The 14,064-nt window shown below is 59.4% G+C and carries 14 protein-coding genes; 4 read left to right on the top strand and 10 right to left on the bottom strand.

What is annotated here, in order from left to right:
* Nucleotides 1–393: 393 nt before the first annotated feature.
* Nucleotides 394–1,110 (bottom strand): response regulator transcription factor, encoded by a 717-nt coding sequence (locus tag ACI514_RS25300; RefSeq protein WP_405122600.1) that lies wholly within the window; start codon nt 1,108–1,110, stop codon nt 394–396.
* A gap of 169 nt (nt 1,111–1,279) precedes the next feature.
* Between ACI514_RS25300 and ACI514_RS25295 the strand changes: the two genes are divergently transcribed.
* Nucleotides 1,280–2,812: a HAMP domain-containing sensor histidine kinase gene (locus ACI514_RS25295; protein WP_160054429.1), complete on the top strand. Its 1,533-nt coding sequence runs from the start codon at nt 1,280–1,282 to the stop codon at nt 2,810–2,812.
* Between the two features lie 168 nt (nt 2,813–2,980).
* Here ACI514_RS25295 and ACI514_RS25290 read toward each other — a convergent pair whose 3' ends face one another.
* The 4 genes from ACI514_RS25290 to glyQ all read right to left on the bottom strand — a co-directional run bounded on the left by ACI514_RS25290 (nt 2,981) and on the right by glyQ (nt 7,392).
* A complete protein-coding gene (locus ACI514_RS25290; protein ID WP_160054431.1) occupies nt 2,981–3,760 on the bottom strand; it encodes a 1-acyl-sn-glycerol-3-phosphate acyltransferase in 780 nt (259 codons plus the stop codon).
* Nucleotides 3,761–3,843: 83 nt separating this feature from the next.
* Nucleotides 3,844–4,383, bottom strand: a complete 540-nt coding sequence (gmhB, locus tag ACI514_RS25285; protein ID WP_174244422.1) for a D-glycero-beta-D-manno-heptose 1,7-bisphosphate 7-phosphatase — start codon at nt 4,381–4,383, stop codon at nt 3,844–3,846.
* Between the two features lie 4 nt (nt 4,384–4,387).
* Nucleotides 4,388–6,442 carry a glycine--tRNA ligase subunit beta gene (glyS, locus tag ACI514_RS25280; RefSeq protein ID WP_405122599.1) on the bottom strand — a complete coding sequence of 685 codons (2,055 nt, stop codon included), beginning with the start codon at nt 6,440–6,442 and terminating at the stop codon, nt 4,388–4,390.
* Nucleotides 6,439–7,392: a glycine--tRNA ligase subunit alpha gene (gene glyQ, locus ACI514_RS25275; RefSeq protein WP_034152298.1), complete on the bottom strand. Its 954-nt coding sequence runs from the start codon at nt 7,390–7,392 to the stop codon at nt 6,439–6,441. The genes glyS and glyQ overlap by 4 nt, the downstream gene beginning before the upstream one ends.
* An 81-nt stretch (nt 7,393–7,473) precedes the next feature.
* On the opposite strand from glyQ, the gene ACI514_RS25270 reads away from it, so the two are divergent.
* From ACI514_RS25270 to ACI514_RS25260, 3 genes are all read left to right on the top strand, one after another.
* On the top strand, nt 7,474–8,031 hold the full coding sequence (locus ACI514_RS25270) for a DNA-3-methyladenine glycosylase I (RefSeq protein ID WP_405122598.1): 558 nt from the start codon (nt 7,474–7,476) through the stop codon (nt 8,029–8,031).
* A gap of 40 nt (nt 8,032–8,071) precedes the next feature.
* Nucleotides 8,072–8,959 (top strand): lysophospholipid acyltransferase, encoded by an 888-nt coding sequence (locus ACI514_RS25265; RefSeq protein ID WP_405122597.1) that lies wholly within the window; start codon nt 8,072–8,074, stop codon nt 8,957–8,959.
* Nucleotides 8,960–9,032: 73 nt separating this feature from the next.
* Complete coding sequence (locus ACI514_RS25260; RefSeq protein ID WP_095119686.1) at nt 9,033–9,272, top strand: PilZ domain-containing protein; 240 nt, start codon at nt 9,033–9,035, stop codon at nt 9,270–9,272.
* A 1-nt stretch (nt 9,273) separates the two neighbouring features.
* On the opposite strand, the gene ACI514_RS25255 is transcribed toward ACI514_RS25260, so the two are convergent.
* From ACI514_RS25255 to def, 5 genes are all read right to left on the bottom strand, one after another.
* Nucleotides 9,274–9,588: a tetratricopeptide repeat protein gene (locus tag ACI514_RS25255; RefSeq protein ID WP_095119685.1), complete on the bottom strand. Its 315-nt coding sequence runs from the start codon at nt 9,586–9,588 to the stop codon at nt 9,274–9,276.
* Nucleotides 9,589–9,738: 150 nt separating this feature from the next.
* Nucleotides 9,739–11,115 carry a Trk system potassium transporter TrkA gene (gene trkA, locus ACI514_RS25250; protein WP_077575169.1) on the bottom strand — a complete coding sequence of 459 codons (1,377 nt, stop codon included), beginning with the start codon at nt 11,113–11,115 and terminating at the stop codon, nt 9,739–9,741.
* 22 nt (nt 11,116–11,137) lie between these two features.
* A complete protein-coding gene (gene rsmB, locus ACI514_RS25245) occupies nt 11,138–12,448 on the bottom strand; it encodes a 16S rRNA (cytosine(967)-C(5))-methyltransferase RsmB (RefSeq protein ID WP_160054441.1) in 1,311 nt (436 codons plus the stop codon).
* Nucleotides 12,445–13,404 (bottom strand): methionyl-tRNA formyltransferase, encoded by a 960-nt coding sequence (gene fmt / locus ACI514_RS25240; RefSeq protein WP_405122596.1) that lies wholly within the window; start codon nt 13,402–13,404, stop codon nt 12,445–12,447. Before fmt ends, rsmB begins: the two co-directional genes overlap by 4 nt.
* Nucleotides 13,405–13,462: 58 nt before the next feature.
* Nucleotides 13,463–13,969, bottom strand: coding sequence for a peptide deformylase (def, locus tag ACI514_RS25235; RefSeq protein ID WP_038359594.1), 507 nt, complete (start codon nt 13,967–13,969; stop codon nt 13,463–13,465).
* Nucleotides 13,970–14,064 lie beyond the last annotated feature (95 nt).

The following is a 14,064-nucleotide window of genomic DNA, read 5'->3' as shown; positions in this document are numbered from 1 at the left end:
CTGACAGCATTCAAGTTGCGACCGTGTTAATTGCGGGAAAGATTGAACACACCGCGACAGCATACGGCGCTCTATGGATCACGATGTTCAACTATTCGCGGAAATCAAGATGCTTAAACTTATTATCCGAGACACCCATAAAAAAAGTGACTATTTCTTTCTCGCATTGGCAATTATGGTAGGAGGATCAGCGGGTTATATAGTTTCGGGATTTGCTCCTGTCACCGCCGTCCCGTTCACCCTGTTGGCGATCGTGTTTCTGTATTCAACCTGGCGTCAACCGACAAGTGCTCCACCCCATTGATCAAGGCCTGTCGCCGGCAACATCTTGGTCAAGATGGGAAACTTAACTTGGAGCTTGCAGGCGCTTTTGATCAATTTATTGCACGTAACTCACTCGTTTACCGCTGCCACACTCTCCAACCGATACCCATATCCATAAATAGTCAGTAACTGCCACCCTCGATCCGCCGTCAGCCCGAGTTTGTTGCGCAATCTATAGATATGCGTATCCAACGGCCGTGACGATGCCATCTCCTCATGCGGCCAAAACCGCTCATACAGATAATCCCGAGACAATGGCCGGCCCAGATTGCTGAACAGACACCGAGCCAGTCGATACTCACGCTCGGTCATGACGATGGGTTTGCCCTCGCGGGTGACGGTCAGTTCGGCGTCATCGAAGGTCAGGTCATTGAAGCTCAATACTTCGCTAGCCGCCCGTTGCTGGCTATGCCGACGCAACACCGCAGCCACCCGCGCCTTCAACTCATTCGGCCGAAACGGCTTGCTCACATAATCATCAGCCCCGGCATTCAACGCCTGAACAATATCGCTCTCGCCATCACGACTGGTCAGCATAATCGCCGCCGGTGGCGCTTCCATATGCTCGCGGGTCCAGCGCAGCAGGGCCAGACCGGTGAGGTCGGGCAGTTGCCAATCGAGGATCAGCAGGTCGAAGGTTTCCCGGCGCAGTTGGCGCAGCAGGTCCTCACCGCGTTCGAAACTGTGCAGTGACCACGGCTGTTCGCCGGTATCGGCCATCTGCTGCAGGGTTTGCTCGACCCGGCGCAGTTCGGCGGGTTCGTCGTCCAGTATCGCAACGCGCATACGCGATAGTTCCTTGTTGCTTGGGCAGTTGGGCGTCAACCATAGTCGCTTGGTCATCACCTTGAAAGTAAGCGGCCCGCCGTTGGTCGACGTCCGCTATGATTCTTCGGGTCTACGTCTCAGACCTGTGACCTATGAAAGCATTCACCCTGCCCCGCCCTTTTTCCCCATGAACAATCAGCGCCGGCGCGAAAGCCGTGAGCCGAGTCAGGTGCAGCGACTGTTTCGACAGTTGGTGCGTGAGTGGTTGTGGATAAGTCTAGTGCTGTTGCCGCTGACTGCGTTGCTGTCTTATCGCGCGCAGATCAACCTGCACGATGCGACTCCAGTTATGGGCGCGTTGTTGTCAGTTGCTTTGGTGGCGGGCAGTCTTGGATTTCTGTTATGGCGCCCGCGTTGGGCGCTCTGGGTAACGTTGATCGGCATGGCGTGCGCGTTGCTGACCAGTGCAGGTTTAGCGGAAGCGCGTCGTTGGTGGTCGCCGACGCCGGCAGTGCTGGGGATGTTGTTCGGTTATCTGATCTGGAACTGGCGGCGCCTGAGTGTAGTGCTGACCTATTTCGGTTGGGAGCTGGCACGGCTCGACAGCGAGCCGAAAGTTTTCCCCGAACGCCGTCGCTCGCAATTCACGGGTGCTGATCGCCTGCAGGGCCAGATCATGGCGCTTGAGCAAGCCATGAGCCGTACCCGCGATACCCGGCGCTTTATTGCCGACGGCTTGGAGTATCTGCCAGTCGCCACGCTGATCAGCGATCCCAAGGGCCAGATCCTGCTGGGCAATCGCAAGGCTCGCCAGCTATTCGATCACAACTTGGTGGGGGACGATGTTCTCGATCAACTGGCGAGCCTCGGTTACCCGGATTTATCCACAGAAGCGCGACCGACTTTGTCCGCCCTGCCGCTGTTGGAGTTTCGCGATAGCAAGGAACGCAGCCTGCGTCTCGAGCGTGCCGCCCTCCTTCCGGTGGACGGTGACACGCCAATTGGCTGGCTCCTGAGCCTCACTGACCTCAGCGCTGAACGCGAGGCCGAGGAACAACGTAGCGTGTTGCTGCGCTTCCTTTCCCACGACCTGCGCGCCCCGCACTCGGCGATCCTCGCCTTGCTCGATGTGCACCGTCATCAAGTGGGGGCCGATGCGCCGTTGTTCGAACAAATCGAACGCCAGGTACGTCGCGCGCTGGATCTGACTGACGGGTTTGTTCTGCTGGCGCGTGCCGAATCCGAGGCTTACCAATTTCAGCCGACGTTGTTCGCGATGTTGGTGCTGGACGTGCTGGATCAAGCGTTGCCCATCGCCCAGCAGAAACGTATCGAGCTGCTGCATGACATGGATGAAGAGTCGCAAGAACGTCTGATCAATGCTGATCAGGGCTTGCTGACCCGCGCGCTGTTCAACCTCTTGGAGAACGCGATCAAGTACAGCCCGGCAGATACCACTATCACCCTGCGCTTCAGTTGCCGCGAGGAATGGTTGCACTGTGAATTGATCGATCAAGGCAAGGGCATCGCCGCTGATGAATTGCCCGACCTGTTCAGTCAATACCGACGTTTTTCTTCCGCGCAGGGCATCGACGGCGTGGGCCTCGGCTTATCGATGGTCAAAGCGGTAGTCGATCATCACGGCGGCAAAATTGAATGCCGCAGCGCGGTTGATCAAGGCACCACCTTCCTGCTTGAGTTACCGCTTGTCCCCGACTGATCAGGCACAAAAAAACCGGCTATATCAGCCGGTTTTCTTACAACCGAAAAAAACTTATGCACCTTTTACGGTCTTTTATGAGCTTGAGAAATATATAAGTAAATCAATCACTTATTATCAATATTCAAGCGTTTTCAACAAAACCGTACACAGGTTATCCACAAAATCTCAGACAGCCACTTGATCGCTTGCAGCAGGTGCCTGCGGGGCCGGTGGCAGCGAGCCCATTTCGCGCTGAGTCTTCTCGTTCCAGGCTTGCACCCGGTCGTTCAGCTCGGCGATGGCGCGCGGGCCTGTGCCTTCGGCATACATCGGTTCGCCGATGACTACGGTGATCACCCCGGACTTCTTGCCCCAGCCGATTTTCGGCCAGAACTTGCCGGCATTGTGTGCAATCGGCAGCACAGGAAGCGCCGCATTCACCGCCAAAGCGCTACCACTGCGGGAGAACTTGCCGACAGTGCCGTAAGGAACGCGTGTACCTTCCGGGAAGATCAGCACCCAAACGTTGTCCTTCAGCAACTCATCACCCTTCGCCGCGACTTGTTTCAAAGCAGCTTTCGGGTTATCGCGATCAATCGCGATCGGCCGCAACATGGCCATCGCCCAGCCGAAGAACGGCACGTAAAGCAGTTCGCGCTTGAGCACCTGGCTCAACGGCGAGAAATAAGCGGAGAGAAAGAACGTCTCCCAAGTGCTCTGGTGGTTCGACTGAATCACGCAGGGCCTGTCAGGCACGTTTTGCGCGCCTTTGATTTCGTAACGGATACCGAGAAACACCTTGGTCAACCACAAGGCGCAGCGACACCAGTACACGTTGATAAAACGATAACGCGCCTTGAATGGCAAAAACGGCGCGATAAAAAAACTCAAGCTGCACCACAGCAGGGAGGTGGTGCCCAGCAGCAGGTAAAAGAGAAAAATCCTGATGGCCCGCAGTATCGACATAGTGACGTTTACCGTGACGGGGCAATGCCCGAGTGTTCAAGCGCACTCCCGATCAATCCCTGGTCAGGAACTTCAGAAGTACTCTAGTTGTGGATAAGTTCTGCGGCAATCGCCGCCAGATCGTCAAAAATCAGAGTGCCAACCGGCAGGGTTTTGCCCTGAGTCTTTGCGCCTTTTCCGGTCTTTACCAAAACTGGCTGTGAATCGACGGCTTTGGCGGCCTCCAGGTCACCAAGGCTGTCGCCGACGAACCAGACATTGGTCAGCTCGACGTTGTAATGCGCCGCGATGGTTTTCAACATTCCCGGTTTCGGTTTGCGGCAATCGCAGCCTTCGTCCGGCCCGTGCGGGCAATACACGATCAGCCCGACGTCACCGCCCTGCTCCGCCACCAACTCGCGCAAACGCGCGTGCATGGCATCGAGGGTGGCGAGGTCGTAATAGCCGCGAGCAATGCCCGACTGGTTGGTGGCCACCGCCACCGTCCAGCCGGCCTTGCTCAACTGCGCAATCGCTTCGATCGAGCCGGGCAACGGAATCCACTCCGCCACGGACTTGATGTAAGCGTCGGAGTCGTAATTGATCACTCCGTCCCGATCGAGAATCAGCAGTTTCAACAGCAATCCCTCAACCCAGCAGCGAAATGTCGGCAACACCGAGGAACAGGCCACGCAGACGCGCCAGCAGCGCGTAACGGTTGGCCCGCACATTGGCGTCGTCGGCATTGACCATCACCGCGTCGAAGAACGCATCCACCGGCTCACGCAATGCCGCCAGGCGGGCCAGCGATTCGTTGTACTGACGCGCCGCGGCCATTGGCTGCACCGCTTGATCCGCTTGCTGGATCGCCGAGTACAGCGAGAACTCATTGGCGTTGTCGAAATACTTGGCTTGCACCTCGGTCGGCACCGCGCCTTCGAGTTTGCTCAGCAGGTTCGATACACGCTTGTTCACCGCCGCCAGCGCTGCCGCTTCCGGCAGTTTGCGGAAGGCCTGAACCGCTTGCACACGCTGATCGAAGTCCAGCGCCGATCCCGGCTTCAGGGCACGCACCGACAGGTAAGTCGCCACTTCAACGCCTTCGTCTTCGTAACGTGCACGGAGACGGTCGAAGATGAACTCCAATACGGACTCGTTGAGGCCGGCAGCCTTGACCTTGGCACCGAACGCATTCACCGCGAATGCGACGGCGTCGTTCAGGTCCAGATCGAGTTTTTTCTCGATGAGGATACGCAGCACGCCGAGTGCCGCACGGCGCAGGGCGTACGGGTCTTTGCTACCGGTTGGCAGCATGCCGATACCGAAGATACCGACCAGGGTGTCGAGCTTGTCAGCGATCGCGACGGCTGCACCGGTCAGGGTGGCTGGCAGTTCTGCACCGGCACCGCGTGGCATGTACTGCTCGTTGAGCGCCAGCGCGACGTCTTCCGGCTCGCCATCATTGAGGGCGTAGTAATAGCCGGCGACACCTTGCATCTCCGGGAACTCGCCGACCATTTCGGTGGCCAGGTCGCACTTCGACAGCAGGCCAGCGCGAGCAGCCCACGAAGCGTTGCCGCCAATGCGTGCGGCGATGTACGCAGCCAGTTTCGATACGCGTTCGGCCTTGTCGTAGACGCTGCCGAGTTTTTCCTGGAACACCACGTTCTTCAGGCGATCATTGAAAGCTTCGAGTTTCTGCTTCTTGTCTTGCTTGAAGAAGAACTCGGCGTCGGTCAGGCGTGGGCGAACCACTTTTTCGTTACCGGCGATGATCTGCTGCGGATCTTTACTTTCGATGTTGGCCACAGTGATGAAACGTGGCAGCAACTTGCCGTCGGCATCCAGCAGGCAGAAGTACTTCTGGTTGTCCTGCATGGTGGTGATCAGCGCTTCCTGCGGCACGTCGAGGAAACGTTCCTCGAACGAGCACACCAGCGGCACCGGCCATTCAACCAGCGCGGTCACTTCGTCAAGCAGTGCCGGCGGAACGATTGCCGTGCCTTCCTGACGGGTGGCCAGTTCTTCGGTGCGCTTGCTGATGATCTCGCGACGCTCGTTTGCATCGGCGAGTACATAAGCGGCACGCAGGTCGGCGAGGTAGCTCGACGGCGAACCGATGCGCACGCTTTGCGGGTGATGGAAACGGTGACCACGGGAATCACGGCCAGCCTTTTGCGCGAGGATGGTGCAATCGATGACCTGGTCACCGAGCAGCATCACCAGCCATTGGGTCGGACGCACGAACTCTTCCTTGCGCGCACCCCAACGCATGCGTTTCGGGATTGGCAGGTCGTTCAGCGAATCTTCGACGATGGTCGGCAGCAGGCTCGCGGTCGGCTTGCCGGCGATACTCTGGCTGTAACGCAGTTTCGGACCGCTCTGATCGATTTCGCTCAGATCAACGCCGCACTTCTTGGCAAAGCCCAGGGCTGCCTGAGTCGGATTGCCTTCAGCGTCGAACGCCGCCTGACGTGGCGGGCCGTCGAGGTTGATGCTGCGATCCGGTTGCTGGGTCGCCAGCGCGGTGATCAGCACAGCCAAACGACGTGGCGCGGCGTAGACGGTTTTAGTCTCGTAGCTCAGGCCGGCGGCTTGCAGGCCTTTGTCGATACCGGCGAGGAACGCCTCAGCCAAGGTGTTCAGGGCTTTCGGTGGCAGTTCTTCGGTGCCCAGTTCAACCAGAAAATCTTGCGCACTCATTGTGCAGCCTCCAGCTTGGCCAGTACTTCGTCACGCAGATCCGGGGTCGCCATCGGGAAGCCCAGCTTGGCGCGTGCCAGCAGGTAGGCTTGCGCAACGGAACGCGCCAGGGTGCGTACGCGCAGAATGTATTGCTGACGCGCGGTTACCGAGATCGCCCGGCGCGCATCCAGCAGGTTGAAGGTGTGCGACGCCTTCAGGACCATTTCGTAGCTCGGCAACGGCAGCGGCTGGTCGAGTTCGATCAGACGTTTGGCTTCGCCTTCATAAAAGTCGAACAGTTCGAACAGCTTGTCGACGTTGGCGTGTTCGAAGTTGTAAGTGGACTGCTCCACTTCGTTCTGGTGGAACACGTCGCCGTAGGTGACTTTGCCCATCGGGCCGTCAGCCCAGACCAGGTCGTAGACCGAATCCACGCCCTGCAGGTACATGGCCAGACGCTCAAGACCGTAAGTGATCTCGCCGGTCACCGGGTAGCACTCGATACCGCCCGCCTGCTGGAAGTAAGTGAACTGAGTCACTTCCATGCCGTTCAGCCAGACTTCCCAGCCCAGACCCCAGGCGCCGAGGGTCGGCGATTCCCAGTTGTCTTCGACGAAGCGAATGTCGTGGACCAGTGGGTCCAGGCCGACATGCTTGAGCGAGCCCAGGTACAGCTCCTGAAAGTTGTCCGGGTTCGGCTTGAGGACCACCTGGAACTGGTAGTAGTGCTGCAGACGGTTCGGGTTTTCACCGTAACGGCCGTCAGTCGGACGGCGGCTTGGCTGCACGTAGGCGGCGTTCCAGGTTTCCGGGCCGATGGCGCGGAGGAAGGTCGCGGTGTGGAAAGTGCCGGCGCCTACTTCCATATCGTAGGGCTGAAGTACCACACAACCTTGCTCGGCCCAGTATTGCTGGAGCGCGAGGATCAAGTCTTGGAAGGTACGCACGGCTGGCGTAGGCTGGCTCACGAAATTCACCTGTTTCTTGGGCTGCGATTTAAAGAGCGGGAGTATACCCGATTCATTGCTGCGCACGCCCCCTGGAGCCTTATGCCACGCTGCTTTTGGTGTACCGAAGATCCGCTGTACATGGCTTATCACGACCAGGAGTGGGGCACGCCGCTACGCGATGCGCAGGGTTTGTTCGAGTTGCTTTTGCTCGAAGGGTTCCAGGCCGGGTTGTCCTGGATCACCGTGCTGCGCAAGCGCGAGCGTTATCGCGAGGTGTTGTTCGGCTTCGACGTACAGCGTGTGGCGCAGATGAGCGACGCCGAAATCGACGAATTGATGCTTGATCCGGGGATTATTCGCAACCGCCTCAAACTCAACGCCGCCCGTCGTAATGCCCAGGCCTGGCTGGCGCTGGAGGACCCGGTGGCGTTGCTCTGGTCGTTCGTTGGCGATCAACCGATCATCAATCATTTCAAGGATCGCAGCGAAGTCCCTGCGATCACCCCCGAAGCGCTGGCGATGAGCAAAGCCTTGAAAAAGGCCGGGTTCACGTTCGTCGGCCCGACCATTTGCTACGCGCTGATGCAGGCCTCGGGCATGGTCATGGACCACACGCAGGACTGCGACCGCTACGCGCAGCTCGCCAACGGCGGTTAGAATGGCCGCCTCGCGAACCGCACAAGATCAGGAGTGACCTGTGGAAAAGTTTAAAGGCGCCTTGCTGGTAGGCGCTCTGCGGCTGTTTGCCCTGCTGCCATGGCGGGCGGTGCAGGCCGTGGGTTCGGCGATCGGCTGGATCATGTGGAAAACCCCCAACCGTTCCCGCGAAGTGGTGCGGATCAACCTCGCCAAATGTTTTCCACAGATGGATCCGGTCGAACGTGAACGTCTGGTCGGCCAGAGTTTGAAAGACATCGGCAAGTCGTTGACCGAAAGCGCCTGCGCGTGGATCTGGCCGGCGCAGCGTTCGATCGACCTGGTGCGTGAAGTCGAAGGTCTCGACGTGCTCAAGGATGCGCTGGCCTCGGGCAAAGGCGTGGTCGGCATCACCAGCCACCTCGGCAACTGGGAAGTGCTCAACCACTTCTATTGCAGCCAGTGCAAACCGATCATTTTCTACCGTCCGCCGAAGCTCAAGGCTGTGGATGAATTGCTGCGCAAACAGCGTGTGCAACTGGGCAACAAAGTCGCTGCTTCCACCAAGGAAGGCATCCTCAGCGTCATCAAGGAAGTGCGCAAAGGTGGTGCAGTGGGCATTCCCGCTGACCCGGAACCGGCCGAATCCGCCGGGATCTTCGTGCCGTTCTTCGCGACTCAAGCGCTGACCAGTAAATTCGTGCCGAACATGTTGGCCGGCGGCAAAGCCGTTGGCGTGTTCCTGCATGCGCTGCGCCTGCCAGACGGTTCTGGCTACAAAGTGATCCTCGAAGCGGCGCCGGAAGCCATGTACAGCACCGATACCGCCGAATCCTGCGCAGCGATGAGTAAAGTCGTCGAGCGTTATGTGGCGGCGTATCCAAGCCAGTACATGTGGAGCATGAAGCGCTTCAAAAAGCGTCCGCCGGGCGAAGAGCGCTGGTACTGAGCTGATTGGCATGATCTGTGGATAACCTCACTGGTGAGGTTATCCACAACCGTTCATCAAAGGGCGCAAGAAGATGTCCGAACAACGCAAATCCTTCCGCATCAAGATCACCCACGACAGCTTCGGCGAATGCCTCGGACAGACGCGCAACCTGTCGCCTACCGGGGTGTTTGTGCAGCATCCGGTTTTGGCTTCTTTGCCCAAAGGTGCAGTGGTTTACGGCCAGGTGCAGGGGTTACCCACAGGCGCGCCACGGGTGCGCATGGAAGTGGTGACAGTGAATGCCGAAGGCATCGGTCTTCGTTACCTTTGATTCACTGCGCCTGACGATCCAGTTTCTTTAGAAACACCGTCATTTCCTTTTCGGCCTGCTTGTCGCCATGGGCGCGGGCCGCTTCCAGACCTTGTTCCCACGCTTGCCGCGCGGCGACGTGATCGCCCAGCGCCAGATGCGCCTTGCCCAATAGTTTCCATGCCGCCGAATACTTCGGATCAAAACCGACACAGCGCTGGAAATGCTCGGCAGCCTTGGCGTTTTCGCCCAGATCCAGATAACCCTTGCCCAGGCCGAAGCGCAGCAATGAGTTATCCACACCCTTGGCGAGCATTTTTTCCAGGGATTCGAGCATGGGAGATTCCTTGAATGAGGTGTGTCAGGGATGAGTCTTGCTATGGGATACCGCTATCGCGAGCAGGCTCACTCCTACAGGGGAACGCATTCCAAATGTGGGAGCGAGCCTGCTCGCGATGACACCAGTCTGATCCCCCGATAATCCGGATCAGAAGAAGCTCAACCCCACATGAAACAGCTTCTCCACATCGCGAATATGCTTTTTATCCACAAGGAACAGAATCACATGGTCGCCCGCTTCGATCACCGTGTCATCGTGGGCGATGATCACCTGTTCGTTGCGGATCACGGCACCAATCGTGGTGCCCGGCGGCAGGCCGATCTTCTCGATCGGTTTACCGATCACCTTGCTCGACTTCGCATCACCGTGGGCAATCGCCTCAATGGCTTCCGCCGCACCGCGACGCAGTGAGTGCACGCTGACGATATCGCCACGACGGACGTGGGCCAGCAGGGTGCCGATGGTCGCCAGTTGCGGGCTGATGGCGATGTCGATATCGCCGCCCTGAATCAGGTCGACGTAGGCCGGGTTGTTGATGATCGTCATGACCTTCTTCGCCCCCAGCCGTTTGGCCAGCAGCGACGACATGATGTTGGCTTCGTCATCGTTGGTCAGCGCTAGAAAAATGTCGGCGTCGGCGATGTTCTCTTCCAGCAGCAAATCGCGGTCGGACGCGCTGCCCTGCAGCACCACGGTGCTGTCGAGGGTGTCGGAGAGATAACGGCAACGCGCCGGGTTCATCTCGATGATCTTCACCTGATAGCGGCTTTCGATGGCCTCGGCCAGCCGTTCACCGATCTGCCCGCCGCCCGCGATGACGATGCGTTTGTAGGTTTCGTCGAGACGGCGCATTTCGCTCATGACCGCACGAATATTCTCACGGGCGGCGATGAAGAAGACTTCGTCATCGGCCTCGATCACCGTATCGCCCTGGGGCAGGATCGGTCGGTCACGGCGGAAAATCGCGGCCACGCGCGTCTCGACATTCGGCATATGTTCGCGCAACTGACGCAATTGCTGACCGACCAGCGGCCCGCCGTAATAAGCGCGCACCGCCACCAGTTGCGCCGCGCCTTCGGCGAAGTCGATCACCTGCAAGGCGCCCGGATGCTGGATCAGGCGCTTGATATAGTTGGTCACCACTTGCTCGGGGCTGATCAGCACGTCGACCGGAATCGCTTCGTTCTGGAACAGCTGTTCTTCGCGATGGAGGTAAGACGCTTCGCGCACCCTGGCGATCTTGGTCGGGGTGTGGAACAGCGTGTGGGCGACCTGGCAGGCGACCATGTTGGTTTCGTCGCTGTTGGTCACCGCCACCAGCATGTCGGCGTCGTCGGCGCCGGCCTGACGCAGCACCGACGGCAGCGAGCCACGGCCCTGCACGGTACGAATATCGAGGCGGTCGCCGAGGTCGCGCAGGCGCTCGCCGTCGGTATCGACCACGGTGATGTCGTTGGCTTCGCTGGCGAGGTGCTCAGCCAGCGAACCGCCGACCTGCCCCGCCCCGAGGATGATGATTTTCATCCAGTCACTCCATTGAACCCATTTAGCCGCGCGCGGCAGCGATCTTGATCAGCTTGGCGTAGTAGAACCCGTCATGCCCGCCCTGCTGGGCCAGCAATTGGCGACCATGGGGCTGTTTGATCCCGGCACTGGTGGCCAGATCCAGTTCGCGGGCACCCGGCGTACGCTCGAGGAACGCGGCGATGACTTCGGTGTTTTCGGTCGGCAGCGTCGAGCAGGTGGCGTACAGCAGGATGCCGCCGACTTCGAGGGTTTTCCACATCGCATCGAGCAGTTCGCCTTGCAGTTGCGCGAGGGCGACGATGTCGGCCGGCTGACGGGTCAGCTTGATGTCCGGATGGCGACGGATCACGCCGGTGGCCGAGCACGGCGCGTCGAGCAGGATGCGCTGGAAGGGTTTGCCGTCCCACCATTTCTCGGTGTCGCGACCGTCGGCGGCGATCAGTTCCGCGTTCAAGCCGAGGCGTTCGAGGTTTTCCTTAACGCGCACCAGCCGTTTGGCTTCCAGATCCACCGCCACCACACCGGCCAGCGCCGGTTCGGCTTCGAGGATGTGGCAGGTCTTGCCGCCGGGCGCGCAACAGGCGTCGAGCACGCGTTGCCCCGGCGCCAGATCGAGCAGATCGGCAGCCAGTTGCGCCGCTTCGTCCTGCACGCTGATCCAGCCTTCGGCGAAACCTGGCAGGCTGCGCACGTCAGCAGCGGCTTCGAGGATGATGCCGTCGCGGCTGTAAATGCACGGTGTTGCGGCAATCCCGGCCTCAGTCAGCAAACCAAGGTAAGCGTCGCGGCTGTGATGGCGGCGATTGACCCGCAGAATCATCGGCGGATGCGCATTGTTCGCTTCGCAGATTGCTTCCCACTGTTCCGGCCAGAAAGCCTTGAGGGATTTTTGCAGCCAGCGCGGGTGAGCGGTACGCACCACTGGATCACGTTCCAGCTCGGCGAAAATCGTCTCGCTTTCGCGCTGGGCATTGCGCAACACGGCGTTGAGCAGGCCTTTGGCCCACGGCTTTTTCAGCTTCTCGGCGCAACCGACGGTTTCGCCAATGGCGGCGTGGGCCGGCACGCGGGTGTAAAGCAATTGGTAGAGGCCGACCAGCAGCAAGGCTTCGACATCGGCGTCGGCAGCCTTGAACGGTTTCTGCAGCAGCTTTTCCGCCAGCGCCGAAAGACGTGGCTGCCAGCGCGCGGTGCCGAAGGCCAGATCCTGAGTGAAACCGCGATCGCGATCCTCGACCTTGTCCAGTTGCGTCGGCAGGGAGCTGTTCAGCGAGGCTTTGCCGCTGAGCACGGCGGCGAGTGCCTTGGCGGCGGCCAGACGCGGATTCATTGCGCGTCCACCGTTGCACCCAACACAGTGCCGACGGCGAATTTCTCACGACGGCTGTTGAACAGGTCGCTGAAGTTCAGCGCTTTACCGCCGGGCAATTGCAGGCGGGTCAGGCACAGCGCCTGCTCACCGCAGGCGACGACCAGGCCGTCCTTGCTGGCGCTGAGGATTTCACCCGGTGCGCCTTTACCTTCGGCGAGTGTTGCCGCCAGGACTTTCAGCGCTTCACCGTTAAGGGTGCTGTGGGTGATCGGCCATGGGTTGAAGGCGCGCACCAGTCGCTCCAGCTCAACCGCCGGACGGCTCCAGTCGATGCGCGCTTCGTCCTTGTTCAGCTTGTGTGCATAAGTGGCGAGCTCATCATTCTGCACTTCGCCTTCCAGCGTGCCAGCAGCCAGACCGGCAATCGCTTGCACCACGGCTGGTGGGCCCATTTCTGCGAGGCGATCATGCAAGGAGCCACCAGTGTCTTCACCGGTGATTGGCGTGACGACCTTGAGCAGCATCGGCCCGGTGTCGAGGCCGGCTTCCATGCGCATCACGGTTACGCCGCTCTCGGCATCACCGTGCTCTACGGCGCGTTGAATCGGCGCCGCACCGCGCCAGCGTGGCAGCAGCGAGGCATGACTGTTGATGCAGCCCAAACGCGGGATATCCAGCACCACTTGCGGCAGGATCAGTCCGTAGGCGACCACTACCAGCAGATCCGGTTTCAGCGCGGCCAGTTCAGCCTGAGCCTCAGGATTGCGCAATGTCGGCGGCTGCAACACCTGGATATGGTTTTCCAGGGCGAGCTGTTTGACCGGGCTCGGCATCAGTTTTTGCCCGCGACCGGCCGGACGATCCGGTTGGGTGTAAGCCGCAACGATCTCGTAAGGGCTGTTCAGCAAGGCCTTGAGGTGTTCGGCGGCGAATTCCGGGGTGCCGGCAAAAACGATGCGCAGTGGCTCAGTCATGAAGGGCGTCTCTTGAAAAGAAAAAGGCTTGCCGCAGCAAGCCTTTGAAGGAGGGGCATCAAGCGTTCTGGCGGTGCTGCTTTTCCAGTTTCTTCTTGATCCGGTCGCGTTTGAGCGTGGACAGGTAATCGACGAACAATTTGCCGTTGAGGTGGTCGCATTCGTGCTGGATGCACACCGCGAGCAGGCCTTCGGCGATCAGCTCATAGGGCTTGCCGTCGCGGTCCAGCGCCTTGATTTTGACCTTTTGCGGGCGATCGACATTTTCGTAGAAACCCGGTACCGAGAGGCAGCCTTCCTGGTATTGGTCCATTTCTTCGGTCAGCGATTCGAACTCGGGGTTGATGAACACCCGCGGTTCGGTGCGGTCTTCGGAAAGGTCCATCACGACGATACGTTTGTGCACGTTGACCTGGGTCGCGGCAAGGCCGATGCCCGGCGCTTCATACATTGTTTCAAACATGTCATCGACCAACTGACGCACTTCGTCGTCCACTACAGCCACAGGCTTGGCGATAGTGCGCAGACGCGGGTCCGGGAATTCGAGGATGTTTAAAATGGCCATAGGCTTTGATTGCTGCACACGTTGAGTAAAGTCGGGCGATGGCCTGGCAGGTCCGAAGATGCAGGCTACCGTTGTGAAGCGTAGCTTGTGCATTT

This window comes from Pseudomonas sp. M20 (genome assembly GCF_045037865.1).
Lineage (GTDB): Bacteria > Pseudomonadota > Gammaproteobacteria > Pseudomonadales > Pseudomonadaceae > Aquipseudomonas.
Note: the sequence above shows the minus strand (reverse complement) of the source record. Positions and strands in the feature narration are given on the sequence as shown.

What these genes read in the sequence shown, in the direction of transcription:
- ACI514_RS25300 (WP_405122600.1), bottom strand. Translation starts at nt 1,110, where the DNA reads ATGCGCGTTGCGATACTGGACGACGAACCCGCCGAACTGCGCCGGGTC.
- ACI514_RS25295 (WP_160054429.1), top strand. Translation starts at nt 1,280, where the DNA reads ATGAACAATCAGCGCCGGCGCGAAAGCCGTGAGCCGAGTCAGGTGCAG.
- ACI514_RS25290 (WP_160054431.1), bottom strand. Translation starts at nt 3,760, where the DNA reads ATGTCGATACTGCGGGCCATCAGGATTTTTCTCTTTTACCTGCTGCTG.
- glyS (WP_405122599.1), bottom strand. Translation starts at nt 6,442, where the DNA reads ATGAGTGCGCAAGATTTTCTGGTTGAACTGGGCACCGAAGAACTGCCA.
- ACI514_RS25270 (WP_405122598.1), top strand. Translation starts at nt 7,474, where the DNA reads ATGCCACGCTGCTTTTGGTGTACCGAAGATCCGCTGTACATGGCTTAT.
- ACI514_RS25260 (WP_095119686.1), top strand. Translation starts at nt 9,033, where the DNA reads ATGTCCGAACAACGCAAATCCTTCCGCATCAAGATCACCCACGACAGC.
- ACI514_RS25255 (WP_095119685.1), bottom strand. Translation starts at nt 9,588, where the DNA reads ATGCTCGAATCCCTGGAAAAAATGCTCGCCAAGGGTGTGGATAACTCA.
- trkA (WP_077575169.1), bottom strand. Translation starts at nt 11,115, where the DNA reads ATGAAAATCATCATCCTCGGGGCGGGGCAGGTCGGCGGTTCGCTGGCT.
- rsmB (WP_160054441.1), bottom strand. Translation starts at nt 12,448, where the DNA reads ATGAATCCGCGTCTGGCCGCCGCCAAGGCACTCGCCGCCGTGCTCAGC.
- fmt (WP_405122596.1), bottom strand. Translation starts at nt 13,404, where the DNA reads ATGACTGAGCCACTGCGCATCGTTTTTGCCGGCACCCCGGAATTCGCC.
- def (WP_038359594.1), bottom strand. Translation starts at nt 13,969, where the DNA reads ATGGCCATTTTAAACATCCTCGAATTCCCGGACCCGCGTCTGCGCACT.